General features: G+C 45.8%; 19 protein-coding genes, 1 other RNA gene and 1 pseudogene (1 of these 21 running past the window's edge). 18 read left to right on the forward strand and 3 right to left on the reverse strand.

The window, feature by feature from the left end:
- Positions 1-192 precede the first annotated feature (192 nt).
- Positions 193-1,020: a polyamine aminopropyltransferase gene (gene speE / locus DMB88_RS00555; protein ID WP_128099810.1), complete on the forward strand. Its 828-nt coding sequence runs from the start codon at positions 193-195 to the stop codon at positions 1,018-1,020.
- A 15-nt stretch (positions 1,021-1,035) separates the two neighbouring features.
- Positions 1,036-1,905 carry an agmatinase gene (gene speB, locus DMB88_RS00560; RefSeq protein WP_128099811.1) on the forward strand — a complete coding sequence of 290 codons (870 nt, stop codon included), beginning with the start codon at positions 1,036-1,038 and terminating at the stop codon, positions 1,903-1,905.
- A gap of 374 nt (positions 1,906-2,279) precedes the next feature.
- Here the strand turns inward: speB and DMB88_RS31680 are convergent, their stop codons facing one another.
- Complete coding sequence (locus DMB88_RS31680; RefSeq protein WP_017691304.1) at positions 2,280-2,411, reverse strand: hypothetical protein; 132 nt, start codon at positions 2,409-2,411, stop codon at positions 2,280-2,282.
- 539 nt (positions 2,412-2,950) lie between these two features.
- Here DMB88_RS31680 and DMB88_RS00565 point away from each other — a divergent pair.
- The 4 genes from DMB88_RS00565 to argS all read left to right on the forward strand — a co-directional run bounded on the left by DMB88_RS00565 (position 2,951) and on the right by argS (position 7,173).
- Positions 2,951-4,432 carry an alpha-N-arabinofuranosidase gene (locus DMB88_RS00565; protein ID WP_128099812.1) on the forward strand — a complete coding sequence of 494 codons (1,482 nt, stop codon included), beginning with the start codon at positions 2,951-2,953 and terminating at the stop codon, positions 4,430-4,432.
- Between the two features lie 4 nt (positions 4,433-4,436).
- Positions 4,437-4,736: a DUF6171 family protein gene (locus tag DMB88_RS00570; RefSeq protein WP_254438404.1), complete on the forward strand. Its 300-nt coding sequence runs from the start codon at positions 4,437-4,439 to the stop codon at positions 4,734-4,736.
- Positions 4,737-5,071: 335 nt separating this feature from the next.
- A complete protein-coding gene (locus tag DMB88_RS00575) occupies positions 5,072-5,497 on the forward strand; it encodes a YwiB family protein (protein WP_128099813.1) in 426 nt (141 codons plus the stop codon).
- Positions 5,494-7,173, forward strand: a complete 1,680-nt coding sequence (gene argS, locus DMB88_RS00580; protein ID WP_128099814.1) for an arginine--tRNA ligase — start codon at positions 5,494-5,496, stop codon at positions 7,171-7,173. The genes DMB88_RS00575 and argS overlap by 4 nt, the downstream gene beginning before the upstream one ends.
- A gap of 26 nt (positions 7,174-7,199) precedes the next feature.
- Here the strand turns inward: argS and DMB88_RS00585 are convergent, their stop codons facing one another.
- Both DMB88_RS00585 and DMB88_RS00590 read right to left on the reverse strand, forming a co-directional pair.
- Entirely contained in the window at positions 7,200-7,421 is a 222-nt protein-coding gene (locus tag DMB88_RS00585) for a hypothetical protein (RefSeq protein WP_128099815.1), read from the reverse strand.
- A complete protein-coding gene (locus DMB88_RS00590) occupies positions 7,421-8,575 on the reverse strand; it encodes a S8 family peptidase (protein WP_128099816.1) in 1,155 nt (384 codons plus the stop codon). The genes DMB88_RS00585 and DMB88_RS00590 overlap by 1 nt, the downstream gene beginning before the upstream one ends.
- Positions 8,576-8,996: 421 nt before the next feature.
- Between DMB88_RS00590 and rpoE the strand changes: the two genes are divergently transcribed.
- From rpoE to recR, 12 genes and pseudogenes are all read left to right on the forward strand, one after another.
- Positions 8,997-9,569 (forward strand): DNA-directed RNA polymerase subunit delta, encoded by a 573-nt coding sequence (gene rpoE, locus DMB88_RS00595; RefSeq protein ID WP_128099817.1) that lies wholly within the window; start codon positions 8,997-8,999, stop codon positions 9,567-9,569.
- Between the two features lie 490 nt (positions 9,570-10,059).
- Positions 10,060-11,664 carry a CTP synthase gene (locus tag DMB88_RS00600; protein WP_128099818.1) on the forward strand — a complete coding sequence of 535 codons (1,605 nt, stop codon included), beginning with the start codon at positions 10,060-10,062 and terminating at the stop codon, positions 11,662-11,664.
- Positions 11,665-11,887: 223 nt separating this feature from the next.
- On the forward strand, positions 11,888-12,274 hold the full coding sequence (locus tag DMB88_RS00605; protein ID WP_128099819.1) for a response regulator: 387 nt from the start codon (positions 11,888-11,890) through the stop codon (positions 12,272-12,274).
- 260 nt (positions 12,275-12,534) lie between these two features.
- Positions 12,535-13,389, forward strand: a complete 855-nt coding sequence (gene fba / locus DMB88_RS00610; RefSeq protein WP_056698160.1) for a class II fructose-1,6-bisphosphate aldolase — start codon at positions 12,535-12,537, stop codon at positions 13,387-13,389.
- A 147-nt stretch (positions 13,390-13,536) separates the two neighbouring features.
- Positions 13,537-14,789: pseudogene (locus DMB88_RS00615) on the forward strand (UDP-N-acetylglucosamine 1-carboxyvinyltransferase).
- 470 nt (positions 14,790-15,259) lie between these two features.
- Positions 15,260-16,585 carry a transcription termination factor Rho gene (rho, locus tag DMB88_RS00620; RefSeq protein WP_056698164.1) on the forward strand — a complete coding sequence of 442 codons (1,326 nt, stop codon included), beginning with the start codon at positions 15,260-15,262 and terminating at the stop codon, positions 16,583-16,585.
- 65 nt (positions 16,586-16,650) lie between these two features.
- On the forward strand, positions 16,651-17,925 hold the full coding sequence (locus DMB88_RS00625; RefSeq protein ID WP_128099820.1) for a radical SAM family protein: 1,275 nt from the start codon (positions 16,651-16,653) through the stop codon (positions 17,923-17,925).
- Positions 17,926-18,028: 103 nt separating this feature from the next.
- Entirely contained in the window at positions 18,029-18,226 is a 198-nt protein-coding gene (gene rpmE / locus DMB88_RS00630) for a 50S ribosomal protein L31 (RefSeq protein WP_056698168.1), read from the forward strand.
- Positions 18,227-18,490: 264 nt separating this feature from the next.
- Positions 18,491-18,758, forward strand: an RNA gene (gene ffs, locus DMB88_RS00635) — signal recognition particle sRNA large type.
- Positions 18,759-18,933: 175 nt separating this feature from the next.
- Positions 18,934-20,691: a DNA polymerase III subunit gamma/tau gene (dnaX, locus tag DMB88_RS00640; RefSeq protein WP_128099821.1), complete on the forward strand. Its 1,758-nt coding sequence runs from the start codon at positions 18,934-18,936 to the stop codon at positions 20,689-20,691.
- Positions 20,692-20,740: 49 nt separating this feature from the next.
- On the forward strand, positions 20,741-21,052 hold the full coding sequence (locus DMB88_RS00645; RefSeq protein WP_024628773.1) for a YbaB/EbfC family nucleoid-associated protein: 312 nt from the start codon (positions 20,741-20,743) through the stop codon (positions 21,050-21,052).
- 34 nt (positions 21,053-21,086) lie between these two features.
- A protein-coding gene (gene recR / locus DMB88_RS00650) for a recombination mediator RecR (RefSeq protein ID WP_128099822.1) crosses the window boundary here: on the forward strand, positions 21,087-21,148 show its start. It continues 538 nt past the right edge of the window; 62 of the gene's 600 nt are visible here — the first part of the coding sequence; the start codon lies at positions 21,087-21,089; its stop codon lies off the right edge, out of view.

The following is a 21,148-nucleotide window of genomic DNA, read 5'->3' on the forward strand; positions in this document are numbered from 1 at the left end:
TTGATCTGTCAGTCGCTTTGCGCGTTCTGATCCATTTTAATCTATATATGAAGTAAAACGCGGATCTCTCCCGCAACCAGCAACCATCATGCTGTGTGGCGCCGAATGCTGAACGTGCTTGGCGAACGATTAAGCGTGTAACGCTTAATCGGGTATGGCTGATCAATACTTTACGGAAAGAAGGTAGAGATTATGGAACTATGGTTTACGGAGAAACAGACCCCTGTATTCGGGATCACCGCGAAGATTAAGCAGACTTATGTAACAGAGCAAACAGACTTTCAAGATTTGGCTATGATAGAGACTGAGGAATTCGGTAATATGCTGATCCTTGACGGTATGGTCATGACGACAGTAAAAGACGAGTTCGTGTATCATGAAATGGCTGCTCACCCTGCACTCCATACCCACCCGAATCCGAAAAAGGTATTGGTTGTTGGTGGTGGTGACGGTGGCGTAATCCGCGAAGTCATTAAGCACAGTACAGTGGAAAAAGCAGTTCTCGTTGAAATTGACGGTAAAGTGATTGAATATTCCAAAAAATATTTGCCTGAAATCGCCGGTAAGCTGGACGAGCCTAATGTGGAAGTTCTTGTGAACGACGGCTACATGCATATTATTGAACATAAAAATGAATACGATGTGATTATCGTAGACTCCACCGAGCCAGTAGGGCCAGCTGCTCCATTGTTTGAGCGCGGTTTCTACCAGGGCATTTATGAATCACTCAAAGAAGACGGAATCTTCGTTGCCCAAACGGACAACCCTTGGTTCAAGGCAGACTTAATCCAGAAGGTGAACAAAGACGTCAAAGAAATCTTCCCGATCGTACATGTGTACGGCTGTAATATTCCAACATACCCAAGCGGTCTGTGGACATTCACCATGGGTAGCAAAAAACATGACCCGCTTGCGGTGGATGAGACTCAAATTCCGGAGATGGATACGAAGTATTACTCTCCGCGTCTGCACAAAGCGGCATTTGTACTTCCTAAATTCGTGGAAGATTTAACGAAATAAAGGGGAAATCAATTAATGAAACTGGATCAAGCTTATTCAGGAAATGTATTTATTTGCAGCTCTGAGGATTATGAAAATTCCAAAGCGGTTATCTACGGTATGCCGATGGATTACACCGTCAGCTTCCGTCCGGGCTCCCGTTTTGGCCCATCTCATATCCGCCAGGCATCGGTTGGACTCGAAGAGTACAGCCCATACCTCGACAAAAGTATCGTAGACATGACGTACTTTGATGCTGGAGATCTGCTCTTGCCTTTCGGTAACGCTGGACGCAGTCTTGAAGTAATTCATGAATACATCGGTAGCCTGCTGGCTGACGACAAGTTCCCGATTGGTCTCGGCGGAGAGCATCTGGTTACTTGGCCGGTCATTCAACAAATGTATAAGAAATACCCGGATCTGATCTTGATTCATATTGATGCACACGCAGACCTTCGTGAGAACTATGAAGGAGAGCCACTGTCCCACTCTACACCAGTACGTAAAGCGGCTGAGTTGATGGGCGGCAAAAATATTTATCAATTCGGCATTCGTTCCGGTTCCCGCGAGGAATTCCAGTATGGACGCGAGAACATTAACTTCTATCCGTTTGAAGTTGCAGCTCCAATGAAGGAAGCTCTTCCGAAAATGGGCAACCGTCCAGTGTATGTGACCATTGATATCGATGTGCTTGATCCATCTGCAGCACCAGGAACAGGAACGGCAGAAGCAGGTGGCATTACATCTAAAGAACTGCTGGAAGCGATCCACATGATCGCAGGCTCTGATGTGAACGTAGTGGGATGTGATTTGGTTGAAGTTGCGCCGATCTATGATTCGACACAACAGACTCAGATTGTGGCTGCGAAAATGATTCGTGAAATGCTGCTTGGATTCGTGAAGTAATAGTTAAAATTAGCGCCTCTCTATCTACGCCTGATTGTAACCTGCGTAGAGGGGGCGTTTTTTTAAAATATAAGAGAATCAATCTACACGTATAATAGTGCAGAACCATCATTATACCGAGGGGAGTAACAAGTTAACTTAATTTAACTTTCTGCCCTGAGCTATGCTATACTGGATACATCAGCATTCAGTAATATATTAATTGATATATTACAATCACGGAGTATATGGTGATCGGGTTCGACCATATACTAAAAAAGAGTCCTTACCGCGCCAACGGTAAAGACTCTTAGGACCCGAAAGGCTGTGGATTGCCACGGCGCGCATGAATTAAATACAGTTATTCAAGCGAAACCCACCGTCAGGCTCCTAACCTATGAGGTGGGTTTTCGCTTGCTACGAAACTTTTTACGTAACCAACGGTACAGCTTTCGCCCACTCAGCACAATACTGAGGATCGCAGCAATCCATCGGATCACATCAAGCAACGCCACAAGTTTGACCATCGACGTCACCCCCTCTCGGGAAGCTGCGCCATGGTCATGAAAACATCCACCGTTATTCAAAGTCCATAAGAAATATTATAGCACGTCTGTTCCCATCCCTCTACCATGAACTGGACTGATCATACATCGTAAACCAGCACTTCAATATATGATTGGTCTGACTGGAGATAAGTCTCTGAATAGGGTATTTGTATAGAGAAAGTTCCACATGGAACAATGTTGATTGAATCTCAACTAGTAGCTTCAATGAGACGAGAGATAGATTGAAACGCTTCAGTTTGTCTATGTGCCAAAATATTTTGCCGCGTATATTGCATTAAACGAAGAATTATATTGGAATTATAAGGATGTTATTTCAAAAATGAGTAGGGTAAACACACTCTAACGTTGCTCTCGAATTGAATAGAAGGATAAGTAGACTCTCTCCAGTCACTAGAAGCACGGAAGGGTCTATTTGCAGTGTCACATTAATGGTTGAAACCTGTTCAAAAAAGATATATTGTAAGCGATAACAATATACTTTCTAGGAGGTTGAATTAATGGTTAACGTTACTTTAAAGGCAGATTCCAATCAAGGATTAATAAATCGCAATATCTATGGGCACTTTTCTGAACATCTGGGTCGTTGCATTTATGAGGGAATATGGGTCGGAGAAGACTCACCTATTCCGAATACAGAAGGCATTCGAAATGATGTATTAACAGCACTGCAAAAGCTAAATATTCCGGTGCTCCGTTGGCCTGGTGGCTGTTTTGCCGATGAGTACCACTGGAAGGATGGCGTTGGGCCGCTGAGTGAACGTGCACGAATGATCAATACGAACTGGGGCGGCGTTGAGGAGAACAATCATTTTGGAACCCATGAATTTCTGAGACTATGTGAACTGCTTGGAACGGAGCCTTATATTAGCGGTAATGTCGGAAGCGGTACAGTTCAAGAGATGCAACAATGGGTGGAATACATGACGTTTGACGGCGAATCACCAATGGCCAATTGGAGGAAGAGCAATGGTCGAGAAAAGCCATGGAAATTGACGTACTTTGGCGTAGGTAATGAGAACTGGGGATGCGGCGGCAATATGCGAGCAGAATATTACGCTGACGAATACCGCCGATATGCCACATATGTGCGCAATTATTCCGATAATCAGATTTACAAAATTGCATGTGGGCCAAACGAGGATAACTATCATTGGACAGAAGTATTAATGCGTGAAGCTCATCAGCATATGAGTGGACTCAGCTTACACTACTACACTCTCCCAACGGGCGTATGGCAGGATAAAGGTGAAGCGACTGGTTTTAATGAAAGTGATTGGTTCCAGACGTTGAAGCGCACACTTCATATGGAAGAATTAATTGTGAAACATTCTGAGATTATGGATAAGTACGACCCTGAATGTAAAGTCGGTCTGATTATAGACGAGTGGGGCACATGGTACAACGTGGAGCCAGGAACTAACCCAGGATTCCTCTATCAGCAAAATACAATGAGAGATGCCCTGGTAGCAGGTATCAATCTGAATTTATTCAATAAGTATAACAAGCGGGTGCAAATGGCGAACCTTGCACAGATCGTGAATGTGCTGCAAGCACTTGTGCTGACTGAAGGCGAGAAGATGATCCTTACGCCAACATATCACGTCTTTGATATGTATCAGGTTCATATGGATGCAGAGCGACTGGAACTGGATTATGAGAGTCCTGGATATACTTTTGGTGAAGATACAATCCCACAGCTTAGCTTGTCTGCATCACGTGATCAGGAAGGTGTAATTCATGTGACCGCATGTAATCTCAGTCATACGGATGAGCTGGAAGTGGTGTGTCAATTGCAAGCTACCGATTCTTCCGTTGCCTCAGGACGCATTCTGCATCACGGGGAGATCGGTGCATTTAATACGTTTGAGCAGCCAGAGAACGTTACTCCATCAGAATGGAAGGGTGTTACGCTGGAAAATGGTCAATTGCGATTCGTATTGCCACCTGCATCTGTTGGAGTCATTGCAATAAAGGCATAGTGCTATGAATAGCCGTTTATCTATGGAAACAGGTCAGAAATCTGAACGTTCGCTTTGCAAAGGTTGCGATGATCAATATGATGTACAGATTAGTGAAGCCAAGCTAGCGCGTCTTGTGGAGCTGGCCTCACGTTCACGTCCTGTTGTTGCAGATGCCGAATATGAGCGGAGATTATCCTCCTGTTACAGCTGTCCGGCATTACAGTACGGTAGCACTTGTCGGTATTGTGGTTGTTTGGTACAGGTACGTGCCAAATTGCTAGATTCGACCTGTCCATTCCCGTATAATTCACGATGGATCTGATTGAAGTCCTAATCTTAATTACTATATTAATGAAACAAAAGAGAGCTGCGCTGAATGAATTGTCCTCGCTAAGCAGGCAGGTGAAAAATAAAACCTGATACTGTAAGGGGGCATATCATAGGGTGCTGCTCTTCTTTTTTGCTGCTTGAGAACAAAAACTCTGAATTTGGATTTGAATTGAGCGGGTGAACTGGATATAGTTATACAGTAGAGTGTAGGATAGAAGGCTATCCGGTAATATAAGTGCGTATAGCGGTACAACGATACGGGAAGGGCTTGGTTAGATCAGCCTCTCGTTTTTGGCGCCGCCTCGAATATAATGGAGGTTAACATTCATGTCGAACATGCGACCGGTTCAGATCCGGCTGCACAGCCGCTATGAAGGTGAAGATGTGCTGCAGGAAATGCAGGGTGAAGCTGTGCTGAAAGGGTCTGTTCTCTATGTTCGTTACCAGGAACCACAGACTGGCCCAGAAGGTGGTATTACCCGAACAACATTGAAAATGGGCGGACAATCCATCAAGATTATACGTCACGGCGAGGTGGAATCGGAGCAGACGTTTGAATTAAACCGGAAGCTTCCGGGTTTTTATCGTTCCCCTTACATGGCGTTTGCCTTGTCCACGCATACACAGGAGCTGGAACTTTCCATTCAGGGATTGAACGCACGCGCAGCGTGGAGCTACGACTTTTACCGCTTTGACGAAGAATCCGGACATTTCGCGATTAGTTTGCATATACAGGAGGAACCAATTTCATGACACGTAATCCACTAGATACAATTAATGAACGGGTAAGCACGGCGATCGGCAATGCCATCGTTACTGCTGGAATCGTTACGCAGGATGAGTTACCTGCCATCACGCTTGAAGTACCTCGGGACAAATCCCACGGTGATCTAGCAACCAATGCTGCGATGCAGCTCACCAAGATTGCTAAGCGCAATCCTCGTCAGATTGCGGAAGAGATTATCGCCAACCTGGATCTGGCGGATGCTGGCATTGAGACGGCTGAGATTGCTGGGCCAGGCTTCATCAACTTCAAGTTGGACAAGAGCTACCTCTATCCTGTGCTGGAGCTTGTACAAGAGCAGGGTGAGAATTACGGAAGAATTAATGTTGGTGAAGGACGCAAAGTCGAAATGGAGTTTGTCAGTGCCAACCCAACAGGCAGCCTGCATCTGGGACATGCCCGTGGAGCAGCTGTAGGTGATGCGCTGTGCAATATTCTTGATTATGCGGGTTACAATGTAACGCGTGAATATTACATTAATGATGCGGGTAACCAGGTGTTTAATTTGGCTCGCTCCATTGAAGCACGTTATTTGCAAGAGCTAGGCCAAGATGCTGAGATGCCAGAAGACGGCTACCATGGTGAAGATATTAAAGGGTTTGCGAAGGAATTGGTTGCCGAGAAGGGAGACAGCTTGCTGTCCATGCATCCAGGAGATCGTGCCGCTTACTTCCGTGACTATGGTTTGGAGAAGGAACTGGATAAGATCAAACGCGACTTGAATCGCTTCCGCGTTAACTTTGATATCTGGTTCAGCGAGACTTCCCTGTACGATAATGGTGAAGTGCTTCGGGTTCTGGATGAATTGCGTGACCGTGACGAGATCTATGAGAAGGATGGCGCAACTTGGCTGAAAACGATGCAATATGGTGACGACAAGGAACGTGTATTGATCAAGAATGATGGTACGTACACTTACCTGACACCAGACATCGCTTACCACCGTGACAAATATGCTCGTGGCTACGACACAATGATTAACATCTGGGGAGCCGATCACCACGGATATATTCCACGGATGAAAGCTGCTATGCAAGCACTGGGTAACGATCCGGATAAACTGGTCGTGCTGATTGCACAGATGGTTAGCTTGTTCCAGAACGGTGAGAAAGTGAAAATGTCCAAGCGTACGGGTAAAGCCGTAACGATGGAAGATCTGATGGATGAAGTAGGCATTGACGCCATTCGATACTTCTTCACAATGCGCAGCATGGATTCCCATCTGGACTTTGACATGGATCTTGCTATTTCGACGTCTAATGAAAACCCGGTATTCTATGTGCAATACGCACATGCTCGGGTATGCAGTGTATACCGTCAAGCAGAAGAGCAAGGTATTGAGCTGTTGCCAATTTCTCAGATTAATCTATCTAAGCTGACAACAGAACACGAATTTGATCTTCTCCGCAAAATGGGAGAGCTGCCAGAAGAGATTGCCACTGCAGCTACGGGATATGCGCCACATCGCTTGATCCGTTACGTATATGAGCTGGCATCCCTGTTCCACAGTTACTACCGTGCAGAGCGCGTCATTACGGAAGACGCGGAGCAAACGCAAGCGCGTCTGGCGTTGATCGGTGCTGTGCGCACCGTTATCGCAACAGCGCTTCGTCTGGTTGGCGTATCCGCACCAGACAAAATGTAACCCATGCCGCGGCGGCGCATTGCCGCCTAGGCTTGGCAAAAAGTCCCCATGCACCACGCTTGCAATGTAGCGTGAGCATGGGGACTTTTTGCAGTGCAAGCAGACAGACGCATAAGCGTGCCGTGCTTGCACCCCGGGGCTGCACCGACCGCCACCGCCGCGTGTACAAGCCTTGAAGGCAACGTATACCGCATGCCGCTGTATACGTTGCCTTTCAAGGCTTGATCAGCCGATGGCGGTCGGTGCATTATGCCTCGCCCTCCTGCATAAGCCGGAGGGCGTCGATCTCGCCGCCGCGTACCTTCGTCTTCGCGGCGCTTGTTTTGCGCGCGCGCAGTGGCACGGTGGCGCGCTTGACCAGCGTTTTAATTTCGCTGGGCGAAAGACCCGGATGCTTGGCAAGTAATAGCGCGATCGCGCCACTTACGTGAGAAGTAGCCATGGAGGTGCCGCTCATCTCGTGATGCTTGCCTTGCACCCATGAAGATACAATCTTGTCGCCAGGTGCGTAGACATCTACATATGCACCACGGTTGCTGAAGGACGCAATACGCCGGTTTTTGTCCGTTGCACCCACAGATATCGTCTGCGGATACCTTGCTGGATAATCAATGCTACGGCGTTTGCCGTCGTTCCCTGACGAGGCCACGATAACAATGCCGGCATGGTATGCCCGATTAACCACATCAAGGAGAGCCTTGCTGCGAGTCTTCATGCCAAAGCTCATATTGATGATGTTTACCCGGTTACGCACACACCAGTCAATGCCAAGTACGATATCGGATACATAAGCTGATCCGTTATGATCAAAGGCCTTTACTGGATATATCAAAGACCGAGGGGCAACTCCGATCATGCCAGCCGTGCTGTTGGCTGCTGCAATCGTTCCTGCAATATGAGTTCCGTGACCGTTATCATCATGTGGCAGTAAACTGCGATTCAACAGATTAATCCCACGTGCCAGTGAATAACGCAGATCGGGGTGCTGATAATCAGCACCAGTATCAATTACGCCGATTTTGATGCGATGTCCTGTGGAGACAGACCATACTTTAGGTGCACGAATCTGCTTCACTCCCCAGGGCACGCCTTGAACGCTGGTTGGTTTATTATGGAGCGCAGTGGCATGAAGCGAGATGGAATGATCCTCTTCCAATGTGATGTCAGCGCCATAACGACTCAATTCCTCTGGGCAGCCTACATTCGCGATAATGGAGCGTGCAAGACGGGATGAACGCACTGCCTTGAGATCGGAGAACTCGCTCCGCATTCTCGAAAGTTCCATGAGACAGGCTTCATAGTGTCTTGGTTGATTGAACCGGATAAGGTACCGCCCCGCCTGTTCCGGTTCAGGGCTTTTCATTCCTTCAACTAAATGATGCAATAAGCCGGTATAGTCCATTATGGGCAGCCCCCTTCGGGATGAACATGCTGAGGTATTCTATGAATGCGCTCAGCCTGCCGCATGGGGAACTTGCCCTTTTTTATAAAAAGTCCCTCACTTCGTGTCAAAAAGGGCGCAGGGACATATGATGGATGGAGGGCTAGAGGGCTCTTGCGGGGAACCTTGGTAAGGAGCGATCCTACGAGGGTATACAGTCAGAAGACGGAGGGGACTCCGTCTTTTTCCATTTTTGCTCACCTTCTGTAGAATGGCGTCGTTGAAGTTGTTTTCCATATTATTTATCTAATCTACGTACATAAAAACTTGCTTTTTAACGCTAAATAGGTTTTACTTAGTTTTGTTAATGGATATGTTATACGTAACGATCCAGTTCGTAGGGATATAAAGTGAATTAATGTGTGAGAGGAAGTGTCTGTCAGTGAGTACCTCACTCAACTTAAAAATTGATAAAGAAAAGGTAAGAGAGATTCCTTTGGTTGACCTCGCCTTTATGGTGCTGAAAGCGGCAAATACGCCGTATTACTACCGAGATTTGATGAATGAGGTAGCGAAGCAGCGCGGAATGACTGACGAAGAAATCAACGAGTTTATCGCCCAGCTATATACCGAGATTAATATCGATGGACGCTTTGCTTGTGTCGGTACGAGTCTGTGGGGATTGAAGCGCTGGTATCCGGTTGCTGGAACGGAAGATTCCATGACGGGTGCGAAACGTCCACGTATCATCAACGATGAAGATGATGATCTGGAAGATGAAGACTTCGGTGAAGAGGAAGATAGCTACAACAGCGACGAAGACTTCGACAATACTGATGATGATCAGGACGAAGATGACGACGATGATGATGACGAAGATGACATCTTCGATGAAGATGATAGCGATGAAGAAGTTCTAGTTGAAGATGATGATTTGGAAGATGAAGACCTCGACGAAGACGATGAAGAAGAGTCCGAAAACGAGGATGATTTTGACGACGATTCCAATAAGTAAACGTCATTTTTAATGTCAATAATTTACCCGTTTTACCCCGACAGACATCCTTGACAAGCAGATGGGGTAGCGGGTAAACTATTGCATGGGCTTATGAATGAGCGACAATATATTTATGTTTTTTATAAAAGTGCCCCGTCCTGCGGGAGTACTTTTTTTTGTATTTTTAGAGGCAGAATTTTGCAAAAAGAATTGATTTCCGCATGCTCCCGGTTAACGTCCGGGGTTCGTTTTTGTATATAAAAAAACGCCAATCGATTTTTTCTGATTGATGTCCTGTAGGGGGCGAACCCAGATGAAGGCTCTCGGAAAATTTGCACCATTTTGTTGTAAAGCAGCGTTGTTCAAACGGTCTTCGTGAGAAAGAGCAGTTCGTAGAGGCAGGGAATTTCTACCATTGCTCTTTTTAACGATGATTACCTGGGAAACGGGTTACGATAACACCATATATCGCCTGAATTTCTGTACTTATATTAGGAGGGTAATAACAGTGACAAAGTATATTTTCGTGACGGGCGGAGTTGTGTCCTCCCTGGGCAAAGGAATCACGGCTGCCTCGCTAGGCAGATTGCTGAAAAACAGAGGACTCAAGGTAACAATCCAGAAATTTGACCCATATATCAACATTGACCCGGGAACAATGAGCCCGTATCAGCACGGTGAAGTATTCGTAACAGACGATGGCGCGGAAACGGATTTGGATCTGGGTCACTATGAACGGTTTATTGATATCAATCTTTCCAAAAACAGCAACGTTACAACGGGTAAAGTGTACTCTTCTGTAATCAGCAAAGAGCGTCGCGGTGAATATCTGGGCGGTACAGTACAAGTTATCCCACACATTACGAACGAGATCAAAGAGCGTGTATTCCGCGCTGGTCGTGAAGCTGGTTCGGATGTTGTAATTACGGAAATCGGCGGAACAGTGGGCGACATCGAGAGCTTGCCTTTCCTGGAAGCTATTCGTCAGATCAAGAGCGATGTAGGTCGTGACAATGTAATGTACATCCATGTAACGTTGATCCCATACATCAAGGCTGCGGGTGAAGTGAAAACAAAACCTACACAGCACAGTGTGAAGGAATTGCGCAGCATCGGTATTCAGCCAAACGTTATCGTTTGCCGTACTGAGTACGAGCTGTCCAAAGACATGAAAGCCAAAATCGCGCTCTTCTGTGACATTGATGAGAACGCCGTGGTAGAATGCCGCGATGCGAGCACATTGTATGAAGTGCCACTTAACCTGCGCGAAGAAGGCTTGGATGAGATCGTGGTAAACCACCTGAAGCTGACTACTCCTGCACCGGATATGAGCGAGTGGGAAGGGTTGGTTGACCGGATCAGCAAATTGCAACGCACGGTTGAGATTGCAATTGTTGGTAAATATGTAGCGCTTCACGATGCATATCTGAGCGTTGTTGAATCATTGTCTCATGCTGGATTTGCATCCAACGCAGAGGTGAAGATTCGCTGGGTTCATTCCGAAGATATTACAGATGAGAACGTAGGCGACCTGTTGCATGGCGTGGGTGGTATTCTTGTTCCTGGTGGATTCGGAGATCGTGGAATCGAAGGTAAAGTATCGGCAATCCGTTATGCCCGTGAGAAAAATATTCCGTTCTTCGGTATTTGCCTCGGTATGCAGGTTTCCGTTATTGAATATGCACGTTCCATCGTTGGTTTGAACGGTGCTAACAGCTCGGAGATCAATCCAGCTACTGAATTCCCAGTAATCGATCTGTTGCCAGAGCAAAAAGATATTGAAAATCTGGGTGGTACGATGCGTCTTGGTCTGTACCCTTGTAAGCTTCAAGAAGGATCTTTGGCAATGGCTTGTTATGATGACGAGCTCGTGTATGAGAGACATCGCCACCGGTATGAGTTCAACAATGAATACCGTGAAGCTATCGAGAAAGCAGGATTGGTTATCTCCGGTACATCTCCAGATGGCCGTTTGGTAGAGATCGTTGAACTTCCGGGACATCCGTGGTTCCTGGCAGTACAATTCCATCCGGAATTCACTTCCCGTCCGAATCGTCCACAACCGTTGTTCCGTGAGTTTGTGAAAGCTTCGTTGGAGAACGCTGAGAAGTAAGTTGTTTATGATAAGGGATGTCTCCATCCGCTCGTAATTTACGGGAGGATGGGACATCCCCTTTCGTTATGCTCTGAGAAGTCACGAATGGCATAAAATGTTTTCGACAATTTGAACCTGGAGAAGGATTTTACTGGAAGAGGTAGAATACTTATCATGACGACTATGGGATAGTTATCCAGATTCGGACGTTTATGCTTTCCTAAATCCAGGAGGTTACACAGTGGAAAATAAAAAATTGTTGATTGTTGATGACCAAAACGGGATTCGTATCCTCTTAATGGAAGTGTTCAGCAGTGAGGGATATAATACATTTCAAGCACCTAATGGTAAGGTTGCACTTGAAATTGTAAATAACGACAAACCTGATCTCGTGTTGCTCGATATGAAAATTCCTGGCATGGATGGTCTGGAAATTTTAAAGCATATTAAAGAGATAGATCCCAACATCAAAGTCATCATGATGACGGCTTATGGTGAGCTAGATATGATTAAGGAAGCCACCGATCTTGGAGCACTCATGCATTTTACGAAACCGTTTGATATCGATGAGATGCGTGTTGCCGTCAATATGCAATTACGAAATGATCCCGCCAATAAGTGCAGCTGAATCCTGTGGAAACAGGATTTTTTTGTATCTGAATAACCAAATCTAAGGATTGCATTAATCCAAGGTATTCCAGTGAAATTTTCAGGGAATATTGAAATTGATGATGCCGTCATGGGATATCTATGAAAACTGTGCTGCAAAGCACAGCATTTTTGCAAATGCATGTTTAGTATTTGACATGGGATGTGGTATAATAAGCCCGTATGTGATTTCGGCTAAAAACCATAGACATAACCCAAACCCCTAGGAGGATTGAAACCATGCCATTAGTATCTATGACAGACATGTTGAACAAAGCACTCGAAGGAAAATATGCAGTTGGTCAATACAACATCAATAACCTTGAGTGGACTCAAGCAATTCTTACTGCTGCTGAAGAAGAAAAGTCCCCAGTAATCCTGGGCGTTTCCGAAGGTGCAGCACGTCACATGGGTGGCTTTACTACTGTAGTTAAAATGGTAGAAGGACTCTTGATTGACATGAAAATCTCCGTACCAGTTGCTATTCACCTGGATCACGGTTCAAGCTTCGACAAATGTAAAGAAGCGATCGATGCTGGATTTACATCCGTTATGATCGACGGTTCTCACCACTCTATCGATGAGAACATCGAAATGACTAAAAAAGTAGTTGAATATGCACACGCTAAAGGCGTTTCTGTAGAAGCTGAAGTAGGTACTGTAGGCGGACAAGAAGACGACGTTATCGGTGGTATTCAATACGCTGACCTGAACGAATGTATCCGTATCGTTAAAGAAACGGGTATCGATACTTTGGCACCAGCTCTGGGTTCTGTACACGGTCCTTACCAAGGCGAGCCAAACCTCGGCTTCAAAGAAATGGAAGAAGTTCGTGACGCGGTACAAGTTCCACTCGTATTGCACGGTGGTACAGGTATTCCTAAACACGATATCGATAAAGCTATCTCCCTGGGTACTTCCAAAATCAACGTGAACACAGAGAACCAAATCTCTTTCACTAAAGCAGTTCGTGAAGTACTTGCAGCTAAACCAAATGCTTACGATCCACGTACGTTCATCGTACCAGGCCGTGACGCAATCAAAGAAACAGTTAAAGGTAAAATCCGCGAGTTTGGTTCCAACAACAAAGCGTAATTTATCTCAAACAGTTCCATACTGTGAAATGGAAGAACACCGCCTAGCCGGTGTCTTTCCATTTTCACACCTTATTTCTACATCGTTAGCCATCAGCACGTATTGCCGTTCATCGGCTGCAAAACACGTAGGGGGACATTAAGCTTTATGGAAAAATTGATGATTAGTGGCGGACGTCCGTTACAGGGAACTGTAACTATAAGCGGCGCCAAGAACAGCGCCATTGCGCTTATTCCTGCAGCATTGCTTGCCGAGTCAGAGGTCGTGCTTGACAACCTGCCACTTTTGAGTGATGTGGCCGTATATGCGGAAATTTTGGAGGAACTCGGGGCTCGTGTAACTTGGGAAGGCAGTCAGATGAAAATCGATCCTTCCGATATCAAATCCATTCCTATGCCGAATGGGCCTGTGAAGAAGCTTCGTGCTTCATACTATATGATGGGTGCGCTGCTTGGGCGTTTCAAAGAAGCGACCATCGGTTTACCTGGAGGTTGTAACTTTGAACCTCGTCCGATTGATCAACATATCAAAGGATTTGAAGCGCTTGGCGCAACGGTTACAAACGAACATGGTTCCATTCATCTGCATGCCAAAGAGCTTCGCGGAGCTAAGATTTATCTTGATGTAAGTAGCGTAGGTGCAACCATTAATATTATGCTGGCGGCAACTCGTGCCAAAGGCTCTACAATTATCGAAAACGCGGCTAAAGAGCCTGAGATTATAGATGTAGCAACACTTTTGAACTCTATGGGTGCAAGCATTAAGGGTGCAGGTACGGAAACCATTCGTATTGAAGGGGTATCTGAACTGAAAGGCTGTCGCCATTCGATCATCCCGGATCGTATACAGGCGGGTACGTACATGATTGCTGCGGCAGCAACACGTGGAGACGTTCTGATTGATAATGTCATTCCCAAACATCTTGAAGCTTTGACAGCAAAGCTGATTGAGATGGGCGTTGGCATTGAGGAACTGGACGAGAGCATCCGAGTTATTGGACAAGCATCGTACAATCATGTGGATGTGAAGGCGCTGGTGTATCCTGGCTTCCCTACAGATCTACAGTCCCGATGACGAGTGTATTAACACAAGCAACGGGTGTTAGTGTCCTCAGTGATTTTGTATATAGTAATCGATTCAAGCATGTTCCGGAGCTCGTGCGAATGGGTGCCAAAATCCGTGTAGAAGGACGTTCTGCGATTATCGAAGGTAGTCCTTTGAATGCGGCTAAGGTAAAAGCATCCGATCTGCGCGCTGGAGCAGCGCTGGTGATCGCGGGTCTCACCGTTAGTGAAGGTGTGACTGAAGTAACAGGAGTTGAATTTATCGATCGTGGTTACGATCATCTCGTTACTAATCTGCGCTTGTTAGGTGCAGATGTGTGGCGTGAGACGGAGTAAACGAACGACATATTGCAAGTTTACAGCAATACAGTTATTATTTTTACAGAACTGCATAACCTTTCAACAAATGGGTAAACCTATACTAATAGAGTTCTCAGCCTCTCCGGAACCAGGTGAAATGTACGATTTCCTTGGCCGGAGGGTCTTTTTTTGGATTAGACATCATATGGCTGTAAGAACTGAGATCATTCCCTTTCCTCAAGCCCCCGGTTTGTTTGAACTGCGCTTCTTGGCCGGTTACCCGGATCGAACGCCTCATGACTTTTGTGTTCACTCACTAGCGGACAGTGCTGTGTATATAGCCATCCCGCCCGGAACTTACATCCAAAGACAAGTATTTGCATTATAGCGGTTACATTCCGTACAATGGACAGAAGAGAACGCGGTGTTATACTGCTCTCCATAGCCGGAGCATCTAGCGAAACTATCCATTTCACGGACTTATTAATTGAATAGGTGGTTATTATATGGATCTACAAATTTCCGATTTGGAAGAAATGAAATTAACGGACCTTTACAAACTGGCCAAAAAATATCAAATTCCATATTACGGTCAATTGAAAAAGAAAGAATTAATCTTTGCTATATTACGTGCACAAGCTGAACAAAGTGGTTTGATGTTTATGCAAGGTGTACTTGAAATTCTCCCAGAGGGATACGGATTCCTACGACCGATTAACTACCTGCCAAGTACAGAGGATATTTACATCTCGGCTTCGCAGATTCGTAAATTTGACCTAAGAACGGGTGACCTCGTATCGGGTAAATGTAGGACGCCAAAAGAAAATGAACGGTACTTCGGCTTGCTGCAAGTCAATGCTGTAAACGGAGAGAATCCTTCGGCCGCTGCGGAAAGACTTCATTTCCCTGCACTAACTCCATTATATCCGCAGAAAAAACTGGTTCTCGAAACATCCCCCAACCATTTGTCCACTCGCATTATGGATGTGCTTGCTCCAGTAGGTCTGGGTCAGCGCGGATTGATCGTAGCACCTCCCAAAGCAGGTAAAACACTTCTCCTTAAAGAAATCGCCAACAGCATCTCAACGAACAATCCTGAAATTGAACTATTTGTCCTGTTGATTGATGAGCGTCCGGAGGAAGTAACGGATATGTCTCGTTCGGTTAAAGGTGAAGTTGTGGCTTCTACGTTTGATGAGCTGCCTGAAAACCACATTAAAGTTGCTGAATTGGTGCTGGAGCGTGCGCTTCGTCTTGTAGAAGCCAAAAAAGATGTCGTTATCTTGCTGGATAGCATCACACGTCTGGCTCGCGCATACAACTTGGTTATTCCGCCATCTGGTCGGACGCTTAGTGGAGGTATTGATCCTGCGGCATTCCATCGCCCTAAACGTTTCTTCGGTTCTGCAAGGAATGTGGAAGAGGGAGGAAGCCTGACTATTCTGGCGACGGCTCTGATTGATACCGGTTCTCGTATGGATGATATTATCTATGAAGAGTTCAAAGGTACGGGCAACATGGAGCTTCATTTGGATCGTCGTTTGGCAGAGCGCCGCATCTTCCCTGCGATTGATATTCGTCGCTCGGGTACTCGCCGTGAAGAAGTGCTTCTTAGCAAAGAAGAGCTGGATACAATTTGGACTATTCGGAAAAATATGAATGACTCACATGATTTTGTTGAGAGCTTCTTGAAAAAGCTGCGTAACAGCAAAACCAATGCAGAGTTCCTTGCCGCATTTGATGCAGCAGCCAATAATCCAACGAGTAATTCCGGCACAACAACTACCCGTCGTTCACCAAGACAAACAGCCACATCAGCAACAACAACCTAGTTGATTATGGGCTGATTGGACACTCGTCGTTTAGGCTTAACCCATATAGATGTGAGGAGAACATCATGTATTTAGTATACGCAGATGAAAAAGGTAATGTATTTGATCACCCGTCCTTGTATGGACTTGCACGAAGTGGTGATATGATTGTTGAAATTATGGAGGATGAGCTTATTCCTCTGCCGGATGGTGCGACATTGGTGGGATTGCCGAGTACTCGTCCAATTGGTATGGATCCCGATACGGGCGAGATGTTGCCAATGCCTAGTGATACACAAGCTGTAGGTGCGTTGTTGCCGCAAGGCTTCACCCGGTTGTGCCTGCCAGGTTATGTGAAGACAGACAAAGAGTATAAGTTGCCTTTGTTCGGTTATTCCGCAGTTGTGTGGAAAGATGGCGGTTTCTATGTCACGGCTGCAAAGTCGGATAGTCCAGATAAGTGGAATCCGCTTAACTGCGATCGGGATGATGTGAAGTCAGGTGTGAATCATTTGACGAAAAAATATCCGGAAAATCGTCTGTATACTCATTTGTCGAATTGTGCCCTTGGATATGAATGCTTAACATCATCCAACACGTTCCTGAATCGTTGGGAAGGCGGCGTGCCTGTATCATACTCCTGTAATGCCGGCTGCTTCGGATGTATTTCAGAACAACCTGATGACAGTGGTTTTGTATCTCCGCAGACACGTATGAATTTCCGTCCACGTGTAGATGAAATTGTTGAAGTCATGCTGGAGCATTTGAAAACACCGGAATCCATTATCAGTTTTGGACAAGGCTGTGAGGGTGAACCTTCTACACAGGCGAAATTGATTATTGAAGCTATTCGTGAAGTGCGTTCCATCACGGATATGGGATACATCAACATTAATACGAATGCTGGATTGAATGATCATATTAGAGGTATTGTAGATGCGGGGTTGGATCTCATGCGCGTAAGTACAATTAGCGCTTTGGATGATCACTATAATGCCTACTACAAACCTCGTGGGTATACATTGGCAAATGTCGAGAAATCCATGAAGTATGCCGCTGAACAAGGTGTATACACCTCCATTAACTATTTGATCTTCCCTGGTGTAACGGATCGTGAGGAAGAGATTGAAGCGATGGTTGAGTTTGCACGCAGAACTAAACTACGTCTCATTCAGATGCGTAACCTCAATATTGACCCTGAGAGTTATTTGGAGCTGATTCCTCCGGCTCAAGGTGACATACTGGGAATGAAGCAGATGATCGAGATCTTCCAAGAAGAGTTGCCTGATGTTGTGATTGGCTCGTTTACACATGTTCCACCAGCTGGAATGGCACGTCCTAAGCGTCTAATCACCTCTTGATAATAATGGATTGCAACTGGCATTATGCCATGTTATAATCTTCGGAGTTGTGCCATTTACTCTGGGTCCGCTTGAGGCTCAGGGCGGAAAGAGGTGAAAGGTAATGAAAGAAGCAATTCATCCTAAATACACGATTGGTCAAGTATCCTGCGCATGCGGTAATACTTTTGAGACTGGTTCGGTTAAAGACGGACTTCGTGTAGAGATTTGCTCCGCGTGCCACCCGTTCTTCACTGGTAAACAGAAGTTTATCGATGCTGGCGGTCGTGTGGATCGTTTCAAGAAAAAATACGGTATCTAATTCAGCAATTCTTAGGGAATTGTCTGCTAATTGCATCCAAAACCACCCCTGCCAACTCGGTAGGGGTTTTTATATGTTTTTTTGCGTAGGGACAGTGGAGAAGGATTAACGATAAGGAAACTAGTTTCTAGATTTTTTAAAGCCTAGTCTTCAACATCCTGATGTAGGCCGAGCCGCATTCTAGAGCGATTGGTAACAATGATTCAGCTTTCCCAATTTCCCTCTGGTTGCATTTTATATTCCCTTACGTTATACTATTTCTTACCGTGCTAGATGGGGAGGTAGCGGTGCCCTGTAACTCGCAATCCGCTACAGCGAGGTTGAATTCCTGCTAGAGGTTTTGTCGATGTGAGGTTTGGTCCCTGAACGTGGTGTTGACGGTTGGGTCCTCCGCAATGAGTACTCATGAACCTGGTCAGGTCCGGAAGGAAGCAGCCATAAGTGAGATCACTCTTGTGCCGGAGGGTTGCCTAGCCTGAGCTATTGTTCAGGGGTGCCACTTGGATCGCAATTATCGATAGCAGGTGCACGGCTTACGATTAGAATTAGAGACCTTTGCAGTTGTATGTATGCAGAGGTCTTTTTGATATGTCTACAAAAAAACCACGCAGAAATGGGTCAGATAAAGTTTGGATTCACCCCGGAATATAGTATAATGGGGGAACGACAAAGGACTCGAATGCGAAGTGGAAGGAAGGTAACGCATCATGGAGCATATCGCGTTATACCGGGCTTGGCGTCCCCAGTCGTTCCAAGATATGGTGGGGCAACAGCATATTATTCAGACCTTGCAGAACGCGATTCGTGAACAGCGGACTTCCCATGCCTATTTGTTTAGTGGCCCTAGAGGAACGGGAAAGACAAGTGCTGCCAAGATTTTGGCCAAAGCTGTGAACTGCGAACGCGGACCTGCGCCTGAGCCTTGTAACGAGTGCGAAGCATGCCGGAGGATTACAACGGGTTCGGTCATGGATGTACAAGAGATTGATGCGGCATCCAACCGTGGTGTTGAAGAGATCCGTGATCTTCGGGAAAAGGTTAAATATGCGCCAACCGAGGTTCGGCAGAAAGTTTATATTATTGATGAAGTACACATGCTGACGACAGAGGCTTTCAATGCGCTACTTAAAACGTTGGAAGAACCTCCTCCGCATGTTATGTTTATTTTGGCAACAACAGAACCCCATCGTCTACCGGCTACAATTATATCTCGCTGTCAGCGATTTGATTTTCGCCGAGTGTCGTTGGAGGAACAGACAGCACGCCTGGCTCTAATTTGTGAGCAAGAAGGTATGGAAGCTGACCATGACGCGCTTCAATATATTGCCCGTCTGTCTGATGGGGGTATGCGGGATGCGCTTAGCGTACTGGATCAGATCTCTTCATTTACGGATGGAAAGGTAACCTATCAGCAGGTCATGGATATGACGGGTGGGATTCCATCTGAACAATTTGCGAAGCTGGCTGCCTCTCTGTTGAAGGGTGATGTCGGTCATATTCTGCAGATGATTGAAGGGTTTATGCATGAAGGCAAAAGTGCGGACAAATGCATGGAGAATTTGCTTTATTATTTCCGTGATTTGCTTATGATTAAGATGGTACCAGATGCAGATAAGCTAACGGATCGTGTACTCAATCCGGAGTCATTCCGAGATATGGCTGAATCATTCACTAAGGAACAGTTGTTTCAAATGATTGATACACTTAATCGGTACCAGAGTGAGATGAAATATGCAGTCCAACCACAGACTCTATTTGAAGTTGCGTTGCTCAAGTTATGCAGTATTCCAGCGCAAGGTGCAGTGGCTGATCAGGTGGTAGCTTCGTCGAGTTCTGGATCTACCGCGCCATCGGCCGATAGTGGAGAGATCGGCAGGTTGAAGCAACAACTTGCTGAGCTTGAGAAGAAACTAGATCGCGCACTTAAGAGTGGGTTATCTGGTGGGGAATCTGCCTCAAGCAGCCCTTCTCGTCCGGCGACACGTGCTCCTGTGTCTAGAGGAAACTCGCCGGCGAAGTTGCCCGCGCAGTTGGATCAGTACGTTACGCGTAAAGGATCGCCTGAGTTTATGGAGATTAGCAAGAAGTGGAGTCAGATTTTGCAACGCGTAAAAGAGGAGAAAGTCACAGTTCATGCTTGGTTTATGGACGGTGAACCGGTATCTCTGTTGGAAGATAACGTATTAGTGGCTTTCAAAAATAACATCCATCGCGAAACGACCGAGAAGCAGGCTAACCGTGAAGTGATTGAACGTGTGCTGTCTGAACAGCTTGGACGTTCAGCACGTCTGGTGACGATGATGCTCAAGGATTGGACTGGTGCAATGGAAGGAGCTTCTGAAGCGCCAAAGGAGGACTTTAAGCTTGAACCTGAGCATGAAGATGGAGGTTCAGGCAGCAAGCAGCCTTGGATAGATGAAGCCATTCAGCTATTTGGTGAGGATCTTGTTGTGATTAAGGAATAGATTTACTATACGCCTGGTGCGATAACTATACCTAAGGAGATGAAAAGATATGAATAACATGAACCAAATGATGAAACAAGTGAAGAAAATGCAGGAGCAAATGTTGAAAGCACAAGAGGAACTTGCGGACAAAACGGTTCAAGGTACTTCTGGTGGTGGCGTTGTGACAGCAGAGGTTAACGGACATAAGAAATTGCTTGCTATTACAATCAAACCTGAAGCAGTAGATCCAGAAGATGTAGAAATGCTTCAGGATCTCGTAATGACTGCTGTAAATGATGCTATGACCAAAGCTGATGAGATTGCCAATCAAGATATGGGTAAATTCACAGGCGGCATGAAAATTCCGGGATTATTTTAATTTAAATTGATCCTGTAAAAGGAGACGCAATCGATTGTATTATCCCGAACCGATAGCCAAGCTAATTGATGCCTTTACTCGTTTGCCGGGTATTGG

This window comes from Paenibacillus sp. DCT19 (assembly GCF_003268635.1).
Taxonomy (GTDB): Bacteria; Bacillota; Bacilli; order Paenibacillales; family Paenibacillaceae; genus Paenibacillus.